The sequence below is a fragment of the Kitasatospora sp. NPDC041917 genome (genome assembly GCF_055589745.1).
The window spans coordinates 33,016-48,749 of sequence record NZ_JBVJBI010000025.1 but is presented as its reverse complement, the minus strand read 5'-3'; the positions used below and the strand labels follow the sequence as shown (position 1 = coordinate 48,749).

Annotated in this window: 11 protein-coding genes and 1 pseudogene; 8 read left to right on the top strand and 4 right to left on the bottom strand. The window is 63.8% G+C overall.

Features of this window, described 5'->3' with window-relative positions:
• Positions 1-44: 44 nt before the first annotated feature.
• Positions 45-743 carry a DUF4191 domain-containing protein gene (locus ACZ6EM_RS26840; RefSeq protein WP_401054496.1) on the top strand — a complete coding sequence of 233 codons (699 nt, stop codon included), beginning with the start codon at positions 45-47 and terminating at the stop codon, positions 741-743.
• Positions 744-883: 140 nt separating this feature from the next.
• Here the strand turns inward: ACZ6EM_RS26840 and ACZ6EM_RS26835 are convergent, their stop codons facing one another.
• The gene (locus ACZ6EM_RS26835) at positions 884-1,351 is read right to left on the bottom strand and encodes an RDD family protein (protein WP_401055512.1); all 468 of its coding nucleotides are present in this window, start codon (positions 1,349-1,351) and stop codon (positions 884-886) included.
• A 274-nt stretch (positions 1,352-1,625) separates the two neighbouring features.
• On the opposite strand from ACZ6EM_RS26835, the gene glnA reads away from it, so the two are divergent.
• A complete protein-coding gene (glnA, locus tag ACZ6EM_RS26830; RefSeq protein ID WP_359896989.1) occupies positions 1,626-3,038 on the top strand; it encodes a type I glutamate--ammonia ligase in 1,413 nt (470 codons plus the stop codon).
• Between the two features lie 841 nt (positions 3,039-3,879).
• On the opposite strand, the gene ACZ6EM_RS26825 is transcribed toward glnA, so the two are convergent.
• Both ACZ6EM_RS26825 and ACZ6EM_RS26820 read right to left on the bottom strand, forming a co-directional pair.
• Positions 3,880-8,337, bottom strand: coding sequence for an NACHT domain-containing protein (locus ACZ6EM_RS26825; protein WP_465773415.1), 4,458 nt, complete (start codon positions 8,335-8,337; stop codon positions 3,880-3,882).
• Between the two features lie 1,234 nt (positions 8,338-9,571).
• Positions 9,572-9,760, bottom strand: a pseudogene (locus ACZ6EM_RS26820) (DUF255 domain-containing protein); the annotation flags it as partial.
• 65 nt (positions 9,761-9,825) lie between these two features.
• On the opposite strand from ACZ6EM_RS26820, the gene ACZ6EM_RS26815 reads away from it, so the two are divergent.
• Positions 9,826-10,077 (top strand): hypothetical protein, encoded by a 252-nt coding sequence (locus tag ACZ6EM_RS26815; RefSeq protein WP_465773414.1) that lies wholly within the window; start codon positions 9,826-9,828, stop codon positions 10,075-10,077.
• A gap of 502 nt (positions 10,078-10,579) precedes the next feature.
• Positions 10,580-11,038, top strand: a complete 459-nt coding sequence (locus ACZ6EM_RS26810) for a hypothetical protein (RefSeq protein WP_465715331.1) — start codon at positions 10,580-10,582, stop codon at positions 11,036-11,038.
• A gap of 31 nt (positions 11,039-11,069) precedes the next feature.
• Here ACZ6EM_RS26810 and ACZ6EM_RS26805 read toward each other — a convergent pair whose 3' ends face one another.
• Positions 11,070-11,762, bottom strand: coding sequence for a Crp/Fnr family transcriptional regulator (locus ACZ6EM_RS26805; protein WP_465773413.1), 693 nt, complete (start codon positions 11,760-11,762; stop codon positions 11,070-11,072).
• Positions 11,763-12,042: 280 nt separating this feature from the next.
• On the opposite strand from ACZ6EM_RS26805, the gene ACZ6EM_RS26800 reads away from it, so the two are divergent.
• From ACZ6EM_RS26800 to ACZ6EM_RS26785, 4 genes are all read left to right on the top strand, one after another.
• Positions 12,043-12,900 (top strand): hypothetical protein, encoded by an 858-nt coding sequence (locus ACZ6EM_RS26800; RefSeq protein ID WP_465773412.1) that lies wholly within the window; start codon positions 12,043-12,045, stop codon positions 12,898-12,900.
• A gap of 92 nt (positions 12,901-12,992) precedes the next feature.
• Positions 12,993-13,238 (top strand): hypothetical protein, encoded by a 246-nt coding sequence (locus tag ACZ6EM_RS26795; RefSeq protein ID WP_465715336.1) that lies wholly within the window; start codon positions 12,993-12,995, stop codon positions 13,236-13,238.
• Positions 13,239-13,351: 113 nt separating this feature from the next.
• Positions 13,352-14,530, top strand: coding sequence for a hypothetical protein (locus tag ACZ6EM_RS26790; RefSeq protein WP_465773411.1), 1,179 nt, complete (start codon positions 13,352-13,354; stop codon positions 14,528-14,530).
• Between the two features lie 175 nt (positions 14,531-14,705).
• Entirely contained in the window at positions 14,706-15,701 is a 996-nt protein-coding gene (locus ACZ6EM_RS26785) for a helix-turn-helix transcriptional regulator (RefSeq protein WP_465715340.1), read from the top strand.
• The last annotated feature ends 33 nt before the right edge of the window (positions 15,702-15,734 follow it).

Below are 15,734 nucleotides of genomic sequence, written 5' to 3'. Positions count from 1 at the left end.
AACGGGTACCCGGGCTTGGATATCCCGTACCCGTGCCACGTACCATGAGCGTTATGGCGAGGGAAACATCCGAGAACCCCGGGCGACTGAAGCAGATCCGTCTGGCGTACACCATGACCAAGAAGGTCGACACCAAGATCGGCCTGATCATCGCCGGCGTCGGCCTGCTGACCTTCGGCGTGTTCCTCGCCATCGGCTTCGCGATCGAGCATCCCGTCTACCTGGGCATCCTGGGCTTCATCGTGGCCGTGCTGGCCATGGCGATCGTCTTCGGGCGCCGGGCCGAGCGGGCCGCGTTCGGTCAGATGGAGGGGCAGCCGGGGGCAGTCGCCGCGGTGCTGAACAACATCCGGCGCGGCTGGAGCTCCAACAGCACCCCGGTGGCGGTCACCCGTAACCAGGACGCGGTCTACCGCGCCGTGGGCCGGGCCGGCATCGCGCTGATCGGCGAGGGCAACCCGAACCGGGTCCGCCAGCTGCTGGCCTCCGAGAAGAAGAAGATGGCCCGCGTGGTCGGCGACGTGCCGGTGCACGACATCGTGGTGGGCAACGGCGAGGACGAGATCCCGCTGAAGAAGCTCCAGATCCACCTGATGCGCCTGCCCCGCGCCATCACCGCCGCCCAGGTCACCGAGACCAACGACCGCCTGCGCGCGCTGGGCGACCTGCTCTCCAAGGCGCCGATCCCCAAGGGTCCGATGCCGAAGGGCGCCCGGATGCCCAAGGGCGGCCAGGCCCGCTGATCCTCCCCCGCCCCTGACGACACGAGAACGGCCCCGCCGCGGAAGCTCCGCGGCGGGGCCGTTCCGACGTTCGTACGGCGTCGGGGGTGCATCCTGGCCTCGACCAGGGCCGGGACCGGAGGCCGGATCCCGGCCGGAGGCTAGATCCGGACCTCGACGGTGCCGACCGCCTTGTCGTGCAGGCCGCGGGTGTCGCGGTCCCAGACCAGCGGCGGCACCACCAGGCAGAGCAGCAGGGTGCGCAGCAGGACCTGCGGGATGGTCGCGCGGCTGCCGTCCAGCCGGACCACCCGCAGGCCGAACAGCCGCTTGCCGACCGTCGTGCCGGTGGTGGCCAGCAGCAGGGCCGCGACCAGGAAGAACAGCGGGCTGGTCCACAGGTTGGCCTCGGCCTGGTCGCCGCGGGCGATCAGCCCGTACGAGATCAGGGCGACCAGCCAGCCGTCCACGAACAGGGCGCCGATCCGGCGGCCGGGGCCGGCGATCGAGCCGGGGCCCTCCTTGGGCAGCCCGAGGCGCTCGCCGCGGTGGCCGAAGTCGGCGCCCATCTTCTCGGCGGCCGCCCGGGGGCCGTCGATCCACGATCCCAACGCTTCTCTGGTGTCCACGAATCCACACTAACCGGGCTGACGGCGTACGCCGCCACCGGCTCCCCTCCGGTCGGGGCATCACCCCCGACCGGGTGAATCGTCGTTCCGGCGCTTTCCAAGTGGTCCAGACCACTTGCGGGAGGACGCCCAGTCGGGCAGGGTGATTTGTACCGTCCCGTACGTCTTTGCCAGCCGCCCGGCAGCCGTGGTTAACATCTAGGAAACGAGCGGGTCACCGAATGGAAACGACCCATTCCTATGGTGAGCCCAATTCGCACGCCGAGGAGGATGGATGTTCAACAACGCCGCCGAAGTGAAGCAGTTCATCCAGGACAACGACGTGAAGTTCGTCGACGTCCGCTTCTGTGACCTGCCGGGCGTCCTGCAGCACTTCTCCGTACCTGCGGCGACCTTCGACCCGTCCGAGATCCTGATGTTCGACGGCTCGTCGATCCGCGGCTTCCAGGCCATCCACGAGTCCGACATGGCCCTGGTGCCGGACCTCGCCACGGCCCGCCTCGACCCCTTCCGGGCCGAGAAGCACCTCAACATCAACTTCTTCATCCAGGACCCGGTCACCGGCGAGGCGTACAGCCGCGACCCGCGCAACGTCGCCAGGAAGGCCGAGGCCTACCTCGCCTCCTCCGGCATCGCCGACACCGCGTTCTTCGGGCCCGAGGCCGAGTTCTACGTCTTCGACTCGGTCCGCTTCGACACCAGCGCCAACGCGTCCTTCTACCACATCGACTCGGAGGCCGGCGCCTGGAACAGCGGCGCCGCCGAGGGCGACGTACGCGGCTACAAGGTCAAGTACAAGGGCGGGTACTTCCCCGTCCCGCCGGTCGACCACTTCGCCGACCTGCGCGCCGAGATGTCGCTGGAGCTCGCCAAGGCCGGACTGGAGGTCGAGCGCCAGCACCACGAGGTCGGCACGGCCGGCCAGGCCGAGATCAACTACAAGTTCAACACCCTGCTGCATGCCGCCGACGACCTGATGCTGTTCAAGTACATCATCAAGAACGTCGCCTGGCGGAACGGCAAGACCGCCACCTTCATGCCGAAGCCGATCTTCGGCGACAACGGCTCGGGCATGCACGTCCACCAGTCGCTGTGGAGCGAGGGCACCCCGCTCTTCTACGACGAGCAGGGCTACGCCGGGCTCTCCGACACCGCCCGCTACTACATCGGCGGGCTGCTGCGGCACGCCCCCTCGCTGCTGGCCTTCACCAACCCCTCGGTGAACTCCTACCACCGCCTGGTGCCGGGCTTCGAGGCGCCGGTCAACCTGGTCTACTCGCAGCGCAACCGCTCCGCCGCGATCCGCATCCCGATCACCGGCTCCAACGCCAAGGCCAAGCGCATCGAGTTCCGCGCGCCGGACCCGGCCTCCAACCCCTACCTGGCCTTCGCCGCCATGCTGATGGCCGGCCTCGACGGCATCCGCAACAAGATCGAGCCGCTGGAGCCGGTCGACAAGGACCTCTACGAGCTGGCCCCCGAGGAGCACGCCAACGTCCCCCAGGTGCCCTCCTCCCTCCCCGCCGTCCTGGAGGCCCTGGAAGCCGACCACGAGTACCTCCTCGCCGGCAACGTCTTCACCCCGGACCTCATCGAGACCTGGATCGACTACAAGCGCACCAACGAGATCGCCCCGATCGCCCTCCGCCCCCACCCGCACGAGTTCGAGCTCTACTACGACCTGTAGAAGTGCCTCTGACCTGCGGAAACGCAGTTCGACCTCTCATCGTTTCCGCAGGTCAGACACGCTTCCGACCTGCGGAAACGCTTTCTTCGAGCCTGCCATCGACCGTCTGGTGGTTCACGATGTGAAATGAGAGTGAAACGGAGAACGGGCTCGTAGAATGCCCGAGCCCATCAACTTCTCCCATGCGTGGCCGACAGGTGACCCTCGTCGGACGGGAAGCCGATACCAAGGATCTTGTTGCGCGCGCCGTGTTCGAGCTGTACCCCGGAAGCCGGACCCGGGACGGCTGGACCTGCGGCTGCCGGGCAGGAGGGCGCTGGGCAAGGTTCGACCAGCGGCGCTCCTCTGCATCGGAAGCGTCGGGCAACTGGGCCGGGCTGTCTGCTCCGTCCGGTGTCCTCCTTGCAAGCAGGGATGTCCGCCGGCTCAGGGAAGTGGCGGCTGCTGCGTGGCCGTTCCCGCGATCGGTGGCCCGGGCCCGGGAGGGCCACAGCCACCTGGCCCGCGGGCACCAAGGCTGACTATTCGTCAGTACAGCAGAGCAGCCTGCACCGGCGCCCAGCTATACCGCCGAAACCCTCAAGGTGCTGTACGCGAGTGCTGTGCATTGCGCCTACCCGACCTGCCACGAATCCTTGACCGTTCAAGACCGGGAGAGGAACGTGAACATCGCCGAGATCGCGCACACTCGGTTAGGGCAAAAGGGCGGGCCTCACTACGACCCGGCGTACCAGCAGCTGCTCCCCAATCGCTCTGAGGGCCTGCTAGGACCCCTGCATCGCCATGACCTGCGGACTCACGTGCTCACCGGGACTTTGCAACGGCCCTGGGCCGCCGGCTGCTAACGTTCCGATCTTTCGACCAGGTCCGCGACGCCAAAGGCACCAACTTCGAGCAGCTGGTCAATGAGATCGAGAACCTTCGCTCGCTTCGTTCGCATGGCGGCTTGGGCATATGCCCGAATGAGGAGCTTACCGACATACTGAGCATCTCCTGCCGCACCGGTTCTCATGTCAGCAGAATCTGCGCCCTTGACTTCAATGAAACGTTGCGAACAGGCCAGGACCAAGTCATCTACGCGATCAGGGGCATGCTTCAGCGTGATAAACAGCTGAGGCAATGCAGCTGAGAACGAAGCTGAGGAGATCAGGCGAGACAGGGGTTCACTCACGGGGCGAAGGCGCTTGCCGCGGAGTGCAGCAGCCGCTTCGCCAACCGCATTCTGCACTGCCTTGTCTGAATCATTCATAAGCACCTCAAACGCGCGCCGGACAACGATAGAATCATTTACATCCGACAATCTGTGGGCACACAGCCGTGCAGCACCCTCCCGTTGCGCCACATCACCAGTGGACAGGATCGCATCAAGAAGGTCCGACACACTCCATTGCACTGCGGCCAGGGCGGCAAGTTGACCCGCAACTCTTCGCACTTCCGCTATCTGAGATTGAAGCATTCGTGCGATCACGGGGCGGACTGCATCTGGATCTTCCGACCCAATGTAGACGATCAATTTGATGACTGTGTGGGTCGCGAAAAGGTTGTCGTCGTCTGTCTCGATAAGTTCAGCGAATGCATCAAACGCCTGCGGCCGTGCGTGCCGCATGGAAGCGTGAATTAGATGTGCAGCACATGAACGAACCGGGGTAGACGCATCTCCGGCTAGCCGATTCAGTATTGGAAGAATATGTGAGGTACGACTTCCGTCCGTGTCGTAGATGAGGAGATCCCCCAAGGTTTCAGCTGCCGCGCCACGAACCGAGTTTATTCCAGCCCCGTAGACATCACGACCGATGTTTCTATCGTCATCGGATGACCAAGTATCTGGATCTCTCCGACCAGGACTATCCGAACGAGCCGCGTAAGCAACAATCGTCTCTACGAGGTCCAGAGGGACTGACTTGTAGTAGTGCCGAAGTGCATGACCAACCCATCGAGCATTGTCGTCCCGGTCAAGTGATGAAATGTGACGGACGGCATCGAATACTGGAGCCCCGTTATCGAGGGCCTCTGCTGCCCCCAAAGCTATGAGAAGCGCAGTGCCATAAGCCGGGTGCGTGTTGCGATCAAAGCGCAGGGCGAGGGCTGAGAATCTTGCAGGATCACGCTCCGCTTCCTGGCGCAACACGCTTGAAAGTTCCTGGGCACCACCCGTGAATGTGCTCCAGTTAGTTCTATCTGCACTGTGCTTGGCAACAGCACCTAGCCATTGCTGATCGGTCATTCGCTGAGCGGCTTCCGGGGGAATCGGAGATCCAATGCCCCCTCCCGTTATACCTTCGGGCTCAGGTGGCTGCTCCATACCTGTAGCTCTCCGCAGCTCGCCTAGACGACGCTTGGCTACATCAGAAAGACGCTGCTCATCCATCCCGGACAGGAGGTTAAACATGTACCAACCTGGCCGCCGGCCTTCCCATGGGAAGCGGAGAGCTAGAATCGATGCTTCTAGCTCGCGGTACGACTCCTCGGCGCAAAAATGGCTCGTCGCCTGGATCAGCTGACGCGCCGTCCATACACCATTCGAAGAGTACCCACTCATGAAGCGGTGGGTTCCCTCCAGCAGGAGGCGAGTCGCCCACTGCGCGTACCGCTCACCATCTACCCGCAAGCCCTCGTACAAGAGCCACTGCGCCGTCTCATAGTGACTCGACGCAAGAGTCTCAAGAATAGGCCGAGCCAGTTCCGAGTCCTGTCGAACCAAGCTGCGGATGGCGGAAGCCATCCCAGCCAGGATGGCTTCTTCGAGTTCATGCGCATTGAGATCCGGATAGCGATGTGCAAAGTGTCGATCGAGAGTTGGCCGCTCATCACTCTCATAAGAGGCTACTTCCATTACACGGAGCATGTATGGCAGCAGTAGGTTACAAAATGAACCAGGAGCACCCTCAGCCCCGAGCCGCACCAGTTCAATCGCACTGTGCTCTCTACTCACTAGGGCTGCAACCTTATTGTTTGAATCTACGACCATAGAATTAGGACGATCGGCGAGGAAGGCGGCGAGGAGTTCAACTGCCCAAGCAGGCTGATGCTGCGCAAGGTCGCGGGATGAAAGCCAAAGATCGTGCTCTGCATCTCCATCATAGTGCCCGTTGCGAACTGCGTGCAGAACCAATTCAAACAGGGGGCGACTTTCGTGGATGTCAGCAAATCGAGTCACCCACCGCAGCCGAGCAGGAAAATCACTCTCAGTAACATGTGCCTGAAGAAGCGCGGCCAGGCGGTCGGGGTAAAATTTAGCTGCCCCTCCCATGATTTCAAGCGCCCGCCCTACTTCAGCACCATCACCACTCGTCAGCCACTCCTCAATGAGGCCTTCCGCATCAATGCGTTCAAACCACTCAGCGCTACGCAACGAGCGCCATAGCCGCTCCTCAAAGGAGGGATGCGTTTCCAGTACATCAGTCACCATCTCCCATTCTTGCGAGGTTGGTTTTGTTAGCGCACTCAAAAGAGTAAGGATGACATCCTTGATATGAAACCGGACGTCAGGGCTTGTCAACGTATCCGCTACTTCAGTCACAAACCGATCCGGCTCAAGTTCACGCAAGTGATTCAGAATCTGCCGTACTTGTGCACGCCGAAAGAGTTCCTGCTCTCCACTCTTTAGGAAGTCGAGGAGAGATTCGTTGCGATCGACCCATCCACGCGCGAATGCGTAGTCGAAAAATGCCTCATGGAAGAATGCGATCTCTTGGCCGTCTCGAACCAACATGTGCTCAGATACCAGTACGCCGGCATCGACAGCGAGATTGGCCCGGTCAAGAACAGTTGCGGGGACCGATAGGCGCTGTCGAACGCTAATCGCCCCCGCGAGTGTTGAAATCACCTCGTCAAATCTCACCGTATCGCGCCTCTGTGTGCAGTCAATCAGTTTACGCTGCCAGAAGGCGTCGAAGAGATTCTTAGTCGTCTGGAATGCGAGAGCCTCAGAATCAGCACCAGCCCCTCGTAGCAAGACGAGATTCAATGGTGACCGGAGGAGGTTCTTCTGGTGAGTACTCAGAGCAGCAACATCCAGCCCCATAGCCTTGACAGCCTCAGTGACTTGAGCCTCGGAAAGCTCCTGTACTTCGACGCGCTCACACTGCTTAGCATCGACCAGCTCCCGAATGCGGTGATCATTCTCGACATCGAATTTCCGGCAGACCAGTAGTACCCGCATCTTCGGAAAGGCAGACGCCTCACGGACAAGGTCAGCCACTGAGTCAAAGTTTCTGGGCATACGTCCTGATACCAGGCTGACGGCATCAACCTGGTCCACGATAAGTACGCAGGGGCGTTCCCTAGCTACAGATGCCAGGGCTGCCACAGGTGAGATATCTAGCCCGATCCGCTGACCTAGCTCTGTGGTCGATGCGAAGGGTTCGAGTCTGTCAAGCCGAAAACTCAGGAGGGGGGTTTCTCGCTCCTGAAGGTTCCGAACGGCCTGAAGAAGAGTGGCGCTCTTTCCGCCACCTGCTGCCCCCATCAGAAGCGTCAGCTTTTCTGAATCCGCATCGAAAAGCTCAACAAGCTTATCAGCTTCAGTGCGTCGGATTGCAGGCTGAAGAAGCTCACGCTCGACGCTGGCAGCCCATACCGTTGTAATCTCACGAACCTTGCTGGAGACGGTGTTCCCGAAGAGGAGTGCTGAGCGTCGAAGGCCATACTCTTCTAGTCGAGACTCGATGGTTGCGGAATCCAACGTGGAGCCAAGACCGTAATAGTTAGCTAGATCCCCGAGCCCGACAGCTGCGAGACGTCCGGTCGCGCCGCTTAGAAGAAGCTCTGCAAGGGCTGCGTTCCCGCGGACGAGATCATTTTCGTCAGGCCAAGAGACCCAGAGGCCTCGTAGCACCTTCCAAGCTACGTCAGCCGATCCATAGATAGCAGAGGATGAAAGCTCATCGAACGCATCTTTGAGTCCCTTCGTCAGCCGATCGCTGATGAACTCCATGAGATCATCAGCACTTCTGGCTCTTTCGGTGAGCTCCTGGATAGGGCGAGCGGGAACGATGGATACAAAGTGAAAATGCCGTCCTCGCTCCACGTGATAGCGAGCGTTCTCCCAAATCTCCTTCTTGTGTAGAGATTTTACATTCCAGCTATTAGCATTGCCGTTTTGGCGTTTAACCTGATGAACCTCGACAGTGTCGCCGTGGCGGTACGTGAACTCGGCACCCTTGCCTAGAGCGTCGATATCTTCAATCTTGATGGATTGAGCATTCCCCAGAAGTACGTACAGCAGGTGTCGGACTGTCCAGACGCCCTCGTATCGGTTGCCGAACTTATCGGTCTCTCCGCCGGCGCGAGGGCTCACTTCAAGCTCCTATTTTGGGTGTTCGTCTTCCATGGGCGCATCAGCACCACTATGCTACTGCTTTGTGCTACACAAGCGCTACGAACTGTGAATTTGCCCGCGCGACTTCCGCCAGGGGCGGAGTCGATGTCTTTCCCTGACGCTCGCATCGTCAAACCTTCATCGCGAGAGACAGGGCGATCCCTAGGCTGACTCCTACCGAAAGAAGAGAAAGATTCTCGATGATTGCAGGTTGATTCGAAACGCGTACAACGTTTACTTATCCACGCCTCAGATGACTCCACCTCTGTGGCAGGGGCGCTTCAAATTCCCGGTGATCAGGTGAGTCCGCAGTCGCGGCGGTACGAGGGGTATGGACTGGGTCGTCACGAACTTCACAGGAAGCCTCGCCCCAGTGCTTCGGCCAGCTCGCCAGGTCGCAGTGGACCATCGAGAACCGGCCCCACTTCGTCCGCGACACCACCTTCGCCGAGGATGCCTCGAAGATCCGTACCGGCCACGGCCCGGAGAACATAGCGACCCTGTGCGCAGCCTCCCGATCAACACCATCCGCGCCGCCGGGCATCGCTACATCGCCGCCGGTATCCGGCACGCTCCTACGAGCCCTTCATCCGCCCGCTCGACCTGCTGGGCATCATCTGACCAGCGCAATCTCGCAGGGGAACGAAAGACATCGCGGCGCTGGCACAAAGCAGCCGCAGCCTGTACCCGCCGCCATGCGTAACAACCGAAGCCTGCAGCTGGCAGGAGACACTCACCACCGTTCGACACTTCTCGACTCGCCTCATCCGTTGAAGCCGCCCAGTGTGCACCGGTTGTGAAATGATCTTCTTTAGGGTTCATGTTTCCGCAGGTCAGAGGCATGTTCGATCAGAACTGCGACCTGTAAAGGTGCCTCTGACCTGCGGAAACGCAGTTCGATCTCTCATCGTTTCCGCAAGTCGGCGCCTCGCCGACCTGCGGAAATGTCCACGGAAGAGCTGGGCGTCGTGACGGTGAGTAGCCGTTGGCTGTGCGCCGTCGTCCCGACTGCCACCTGACGGACGAGTTCCTCGGATCACGTGTGGTTGATCAAGGCGCGCATAGTCCGTGCATACGCTCGGCTGGGGTTCCCCGGCCGACCTCCCACTTCCCAGAGCCTCCGCCAGCACGCCAGCCTCGCTTGCCTCAGGTCCAACCGCCCCGCGGCCCACCGGCGAACCAGCGCCAACCTACCGGATCGGCCTCTGCCCACGGCCCCCGAGCGATGCAACTTGCGTGCCATCACGTGACACCAGTGACAAGCGGCATGGCCGACGGACAGCAGCACCGGCACCCCGTGCCGCTCGGTCTCCTGGAATGCCTCCGGGCCCCAGGGCCACCAGTCGACCCTGTCGTCGGCGTGCTGGAAGAGCACCGAAGCTCCCCTGACTGCCCGTTCCACACTGTCGCCCCACAGTGCGGGTTGCCACAGCAAGCGCGGCACATTCGGTGATTCCCATCACGAACGTGACCACCACCATCGCCACGATCACGGATGATCAGATGGTGACCGCAGTCCACGCCAACCTGGCGGAGCGGGACCTGCTGCCCGGCGGGCACAGGGTGGACACCGGCTATTCCAGTGCCAGCGCCTTGGTCTCAGCGTGCCGAGAACACCACGTCGCTCTACAGGTCCTGATCTGGCCGGCGGCCGTTCCGCACACTCGCACCGTATACCGCAGGATGCCTGCGCCATCGACTGTGACAATCAGCGCGTGACGTGCCCGAACGGGGTGACCGGCGTCCAGTGGCACCAGCGCCGTTCCAGAACTGGAGTGCCGACCATCCGGGTCCGGTTCTCCAGGCCGACTGCCTGTCCTGCCCTGCGCTGCGGGAGTCCGTCAACTCGCCCAGAGCGGAGCGCCGGGAAGTCAACCTGCGCCCCCCGCGAGGATTACGAAGTACTCCAGCACATCCGCGAGCTCCAGCAGAGCGACGAGTGGTAGGCCCAGTACGAGATCCGCGCTTGTGCCGAGAGAACGATCTCCCAAGTGGTCAGGGCCTGCGACCTGCGCAGAGCCCGTTACCGAGACAGCGAAGACAAGCCCCCAGCACCGACTGACCGGCGCGGCGATCAACCTCATCCACCTCGCCGCTTGGCTCACCGACACACACCCCACGCCCCCGGCCCCGCACCAGCACCCTGGAGCACTTCGGACAGAAGCGGTCGCCGTCCCTGACCATCGGCTGCCAAGGCAGTACCCGAGCACCCGGAGTATTTGTGACCACGAACACCGTCCATCGGGCCGCCCGGTTCGCCGCCGTCTACGCGTTGCTCAGAGCTTCGGCAGACGTGGCCGACCACTGGATCCAGACCGACTACCAGGCCGCCACCAAAGCTCAGCGGGACGGCGTACCAGGGCAGTCCGGAGCAGCCGGCCGCCGGGCCTGTGCCGCCCACGTGGCGTCCTACACCGCGACACAAGCCGCTGCCCTGCTGTTCGCGAACCGAGCTCTCGTGCTCGGGCTACGACCCTCCCGCATCGCGGTCGCGCTGCTCCTCTCTGCCACCAGCCACTTCGCGGCCGATCGCCGCGAGTTACTGCGCCGACTGGCCCGTGCCACTAAGGGCGGCCGCTTCATCGACCTCGCGGACGGCGGGTTGAACGGCGCCTACCTGATGGACCAGGCCTGGCACCACGGGTTCGAGGCGTGCGCCGCCTTCGTCGCCTCGGGCTGATCGGCAACCCGGTCAGGTCAAGGCTTGCACGTCAGCCGCGCAGTCCGGACACGCGCTCCGCCCAACGTGCCAGGTCGATCGTCAGCATCCCCTTGCTGTGGAAGCGCCCGATCCAGAGGTCGTCCAGCAGTCCCCGGGCCCTGCGGTGCCCTAGCTGGAGCCCCTGAGCCAGATGATCCCGGCTGACCTTTAGTACCACCTGACCGGTCCGGCTGCCGGTCTTACGGAGTTGGTCGCGGACGAGCGGCCGCACCAGGGTGGCCAGCCGGACTTCCGCGTCCCCGCGCCCCTGGACCACTGACATCTCGTGCGCTCGGTGCGCGAGGTATGTGGTCAACAAGCGCTCAGCTTTCTTGAGTACCAGGAAACGGTTGAGGCGTTCAGCTTGTCCGACCAGCACCACCACCCGTGTGTGCGCAACGACCTGGGCGGTCCTCGGTGCTTCCGGCTCGATCATGGGCGTCTCTCCGACCAGGTCATCGCTGGCCCGGAAAGCCAGCACCGCCGGCTGGTCGCGATCGTCCTCCCACCGCTCGATCCTGAGGGCGCCGCGCTGCACCGCGAAGACCTCGTTCGAGGAGGAACCCTGGAAGATCAACGGATCGCCCGCTTCGAGCACCTTGGACCGCCATCCGTCGGTCATTTCCGTCCACCAACCACCCATCAGGCCCCGAAAGGTTGTGTCCCCTGAGAGGGTGCGACGTTCATTCCCACTGTCGTACATGCCCAGCAAGATATGGCATTTCTTCCCACGTCCCGTTGATTCGACGGGTGTTGACGTGTTCTCGGACTGATTCCACTCTCCGGTGCTACTCTTCCGAGCTCTTTCCGGGCGCGAGCTTCACCTCTTCTCATCGCGCGCGTAGCACTCCTCGATCCCGCGTCGTACTGCCAACGGCACCAAGCCACGGCCCCTCGCCGCGCCACACTCGTGAAGAGACGAGAACGGACGGCCGGACCGGCAATCCGCTGCCGGCCGGGACAGCACGCGCCCAGGAGGCTCGATGACCAACCCTGCCCACAGCGACCGCACCTTCCGGGGCATGCCGCTGCCCGACCACCGCGGCGTCGTCGTTCTGGACCAGGAGGCGTTCACCCAGCAGCCGGGTTCAATCCAGGCCGAATTCGCCACGGTGATCGGCGAACTGACCGACGAGGCACTCTCCCGTGCCGGCCTTGAGTCGGTCCGGGAGAACAAGCTCTTCCTCCGCGACAGTGGCGACGGGTTCGTCTTCGGATGCTCGCCGAAGCACCTTCCAGGACTGTTGGACCAGTTCCTCCCCGAGCTTCAGGCAGGCCTCGCCCGCCACAACACCACGCCCGGCTGTCGGCAGTTGCGGCTGCGGGCGGCCATCGCGTGCGGCCCGCTGCCCGCCGAGGGCGGGCCAAGTGATGGTTACGGCGCGGCCCGCAACGAGGCCCACCGGTTGGTGGATGCCGGCATGCTCAAGTGGGCCATGGCAGAGGCGAGTCCGGCCGCAACCCACCTGGGGGCGATCGTCTCGGACCGCGTGTACCAGGACGTCGTGGTCGGCAGGTACTGTGCGCTGCACCCAGACCGGTTCGTCAAGATCATCGCTACCGTGCCGGGCAAGACGTTTCACGCACCAGCCTGGATCTACGTACCCGCCCCGTCTGGCGGCCTGCTCACCGTCCCGCCGGCCCCGCCCTGTTCATCGCCCGAGCCGGCGGTGCCGAGCCCGCTCCCGGCAGGCGAGGACCCCACCCGGGCCCCCGGGGCCCGGATGCGGACAGACACGGTTCAAGACGTGGGCCAGGGAGTGGCGTTGGCAAACAGCTCCACCGGGGACGTGACCCTCTCGTTCACCACAACGACGGACCGTGAGGGACTGCGCCAGTGACAGCGCCTCCTGCAATCCCGCCACCGGGCCCGGCATCCACGACAGCCGATCACCCACCGGACTCCTTCCCGGCCGGCAACTACCAGCAGTTGGTGCAATCCGTCAAGCAGGGCATGACCGTGAACGGCCTGACGGGCAACGTCACCATCACCTTCCAGCTCCCCTGCCAGTGCGATCCGCCGCACTCCTGCGAACGTCGCACCTCTCACGCTGCACACGGCCTCACCGTCGGGCTCCAGGAGTTGTTCCACGAGCTGCGTGTGCAGTGGCGGCGGCTGGTCGGCCCGGTCGGTCCAGGCACCGCGCCACCCGGCCGTCCCGGAGACACCGACCCGTGAAGGTGATCCCCCGCGCTCCCGGCGTCACCTGTGGTGGCGCCGGCCCGGGGACCGTGCATCTCCCCGAATGGCCATGACAGCGCCTCACACCCAAACTAGTTGGAGGACTTCGTATGACCGCCGGTACCTCGTCCGCCCTCGTACTCGCCCAACCGACCGGGCCGGGACCGTTCACCGGTCCCGGGATTCGCGCGGTCGACCAGTCGCAGAGCTGTTTCGTCATCGGCCCGGCCGGGGAGCCGCACGCCGAGATCGGCTCACCCACCCAACCGGCTCGTGCGACCGCCCTGCTGGTCTTCGAGATGATCGTCGAGCCGGCCTGTGCCCGGCTCGACATCGGACCGATGCGGTCCAACCAGATCTCCCGAACCGGCGAGATCACCGAACAGGTCTGCCGGCAGCTACTGGCAGCCGATCTGGTGATCGCCGATGTGAGCGGCGGCAATCCGGGTGTCATGTATGGGCTGGGCCTGCGGCACGCCACGGGCAAGCCGGTCATTCAACTCGGGGAGACTGGTCAACTTCCCTTCAATAGCGCACTGTTCCGAACCATCACCTTCAGGCGGTCGCCCGCCGGGATGGTCGAGGCCAGGGACGAGCTGATCGAGGCGCTCTCTCTAGTGCTACGTGAGGGCTTCGACCCGCTCATCCCCGCCCGCGCCCTCCGTAGCGCGACCAGGCCTGACACCGAGGGGCCGCCGGCTGACCGCCCGGCCGGAACTGCGGCCCCCTCAGGGGACCATCCTCCCGGCCTGCTGGAACGGTTCACCGAGCTGGCACCGGACTTGGAGGCAACGTCCAGCCACATCGCGGCGATCATCGCGCTGGTCACCGACATCGCCGCAGCAGCCGAGCAGTTCGGCCCCGACATGCGGCGTGCGGCCCGGGACGGAAGTCCGATGAGCGTCCAACTCGCCTTTACCAAGCGGCTGTCGGCCGCACTCATCGGTCCGGCCGCCGAGCTAAGGGAGTCCGCGCAGCGGTTCACCGAGCGCATGGCCGACATCGACGCCACCGTACAGGCCGCGCTCGACCTCTTCGAAAGGGTCCTGCCGGCTCATTGGAACGCCGATGACTGGGGGTTCCTGAGCCGGCTCGTCGACGTCTCCGCTGTCGCCCGCCAGGGCGCAGAGACGCTCGCCCTGTTCCGAACCATCACCGACGTGATGATCGCCGTGCATCGCGAACTCCGTGGTCCAGTCCGGGACATCGCCACTGCAGTGGAACGACTCAGTGATGCGATGGCTGTGCTGGAGACATGGGCCCAGCGGGCCAAGCGGCTGGCGGCCTGAGCACGGACTCGACCACGAACTCTCGAGGACAGCAACCGCCGTTCACTGCGGCCTGTCCGGCGAGGGGTCGGCTCTCCGCAGTTCTCTCCACTCTTCTCATGAATCAGATCGGACACCCGAGGACCGGATGTCGAAATCCGGCGATGGGCGACAACCACGGATTGAGGCGCGCAGCATGTCAGGCATCTTCCATCAGATCGAGTCGAGCGCCCGGAAGATCTTCGGGGACGAACCGGTCTGCGTGCACGTGGGGAACGTCCAGGACTGCGACATCAAGCGGCACCCCACGTATCCGAAGTTCCGCACCGAGGCAATCCTGGCGGGGGTCCGCTCCGCTCCGAGTTCCCGGCTCTGGGAGTCCTTGATCGCCATGGGCAGGCTGTGCGACCTGGACGGTGACGACACCTGGCGGCTGGTCATCCTCGACTGCATCGTCCCCTGCTTCCGCTCGCTCTCCACCCGGATCGCCCGGGACTTCCGAGTCGAGCTCGAGGAGATCCGCTCGGCGATGGTGGTGACCGCACTGGAAGTCTGGGCCGCCACTGCTGCGGGCGTTCCACCGCGCCTCGTGAGGGATCGCATCGTGAAGGCGGCCTTCGAGGTCGCCTTCCAGCGGGGGAAGACCAGCTCACCTGAGCTCATGACAGACCGGCTCGATGTCTTCGCCCCACCGGAGATTCCCGTCGTCGACCACACCATGCAGGCGTCCTCGATCATCGACGTCAGCCGCGTCCGTAGTGCGGAGGTCGCGGAGCAGATCAGGGGCGAGCGACTCGGAGCGCTTCTCCACGGACTGGGCTGCTTCGACGCCGTGCAGGACTTCCACGAGGACATGCGCGCCGGCCGCCGATCGGGGTCGATCAGCCAGGCAGTCAAGGCCACAGGCCTGTCCCGCTCGCGGTTCTCCAACAGCAACCTCTACTACTACGCCTCGGACCTCTACCCATCGTTCATCGGGCTCCGGGAGGCAGCTGGCGTGATCGGGCTCCCGGAGTCCACCGCGTACCGGCTGATCCGGGCGGGCCAGTTCCCCCTTCCGGTGGCGAGGGCGGGCCGCAGCTACAAGGTCTCCGTCAGGGCCCTCATGCACTTCACGGACATCCCGGACACCATCGTCCACGCCGACGACATCGAGAACGGCGCTCTCCACGCGAGGGGCGCCGCGCAATGAGCACCTCTCGCCAAGCCCGGATCGAGTACCGGC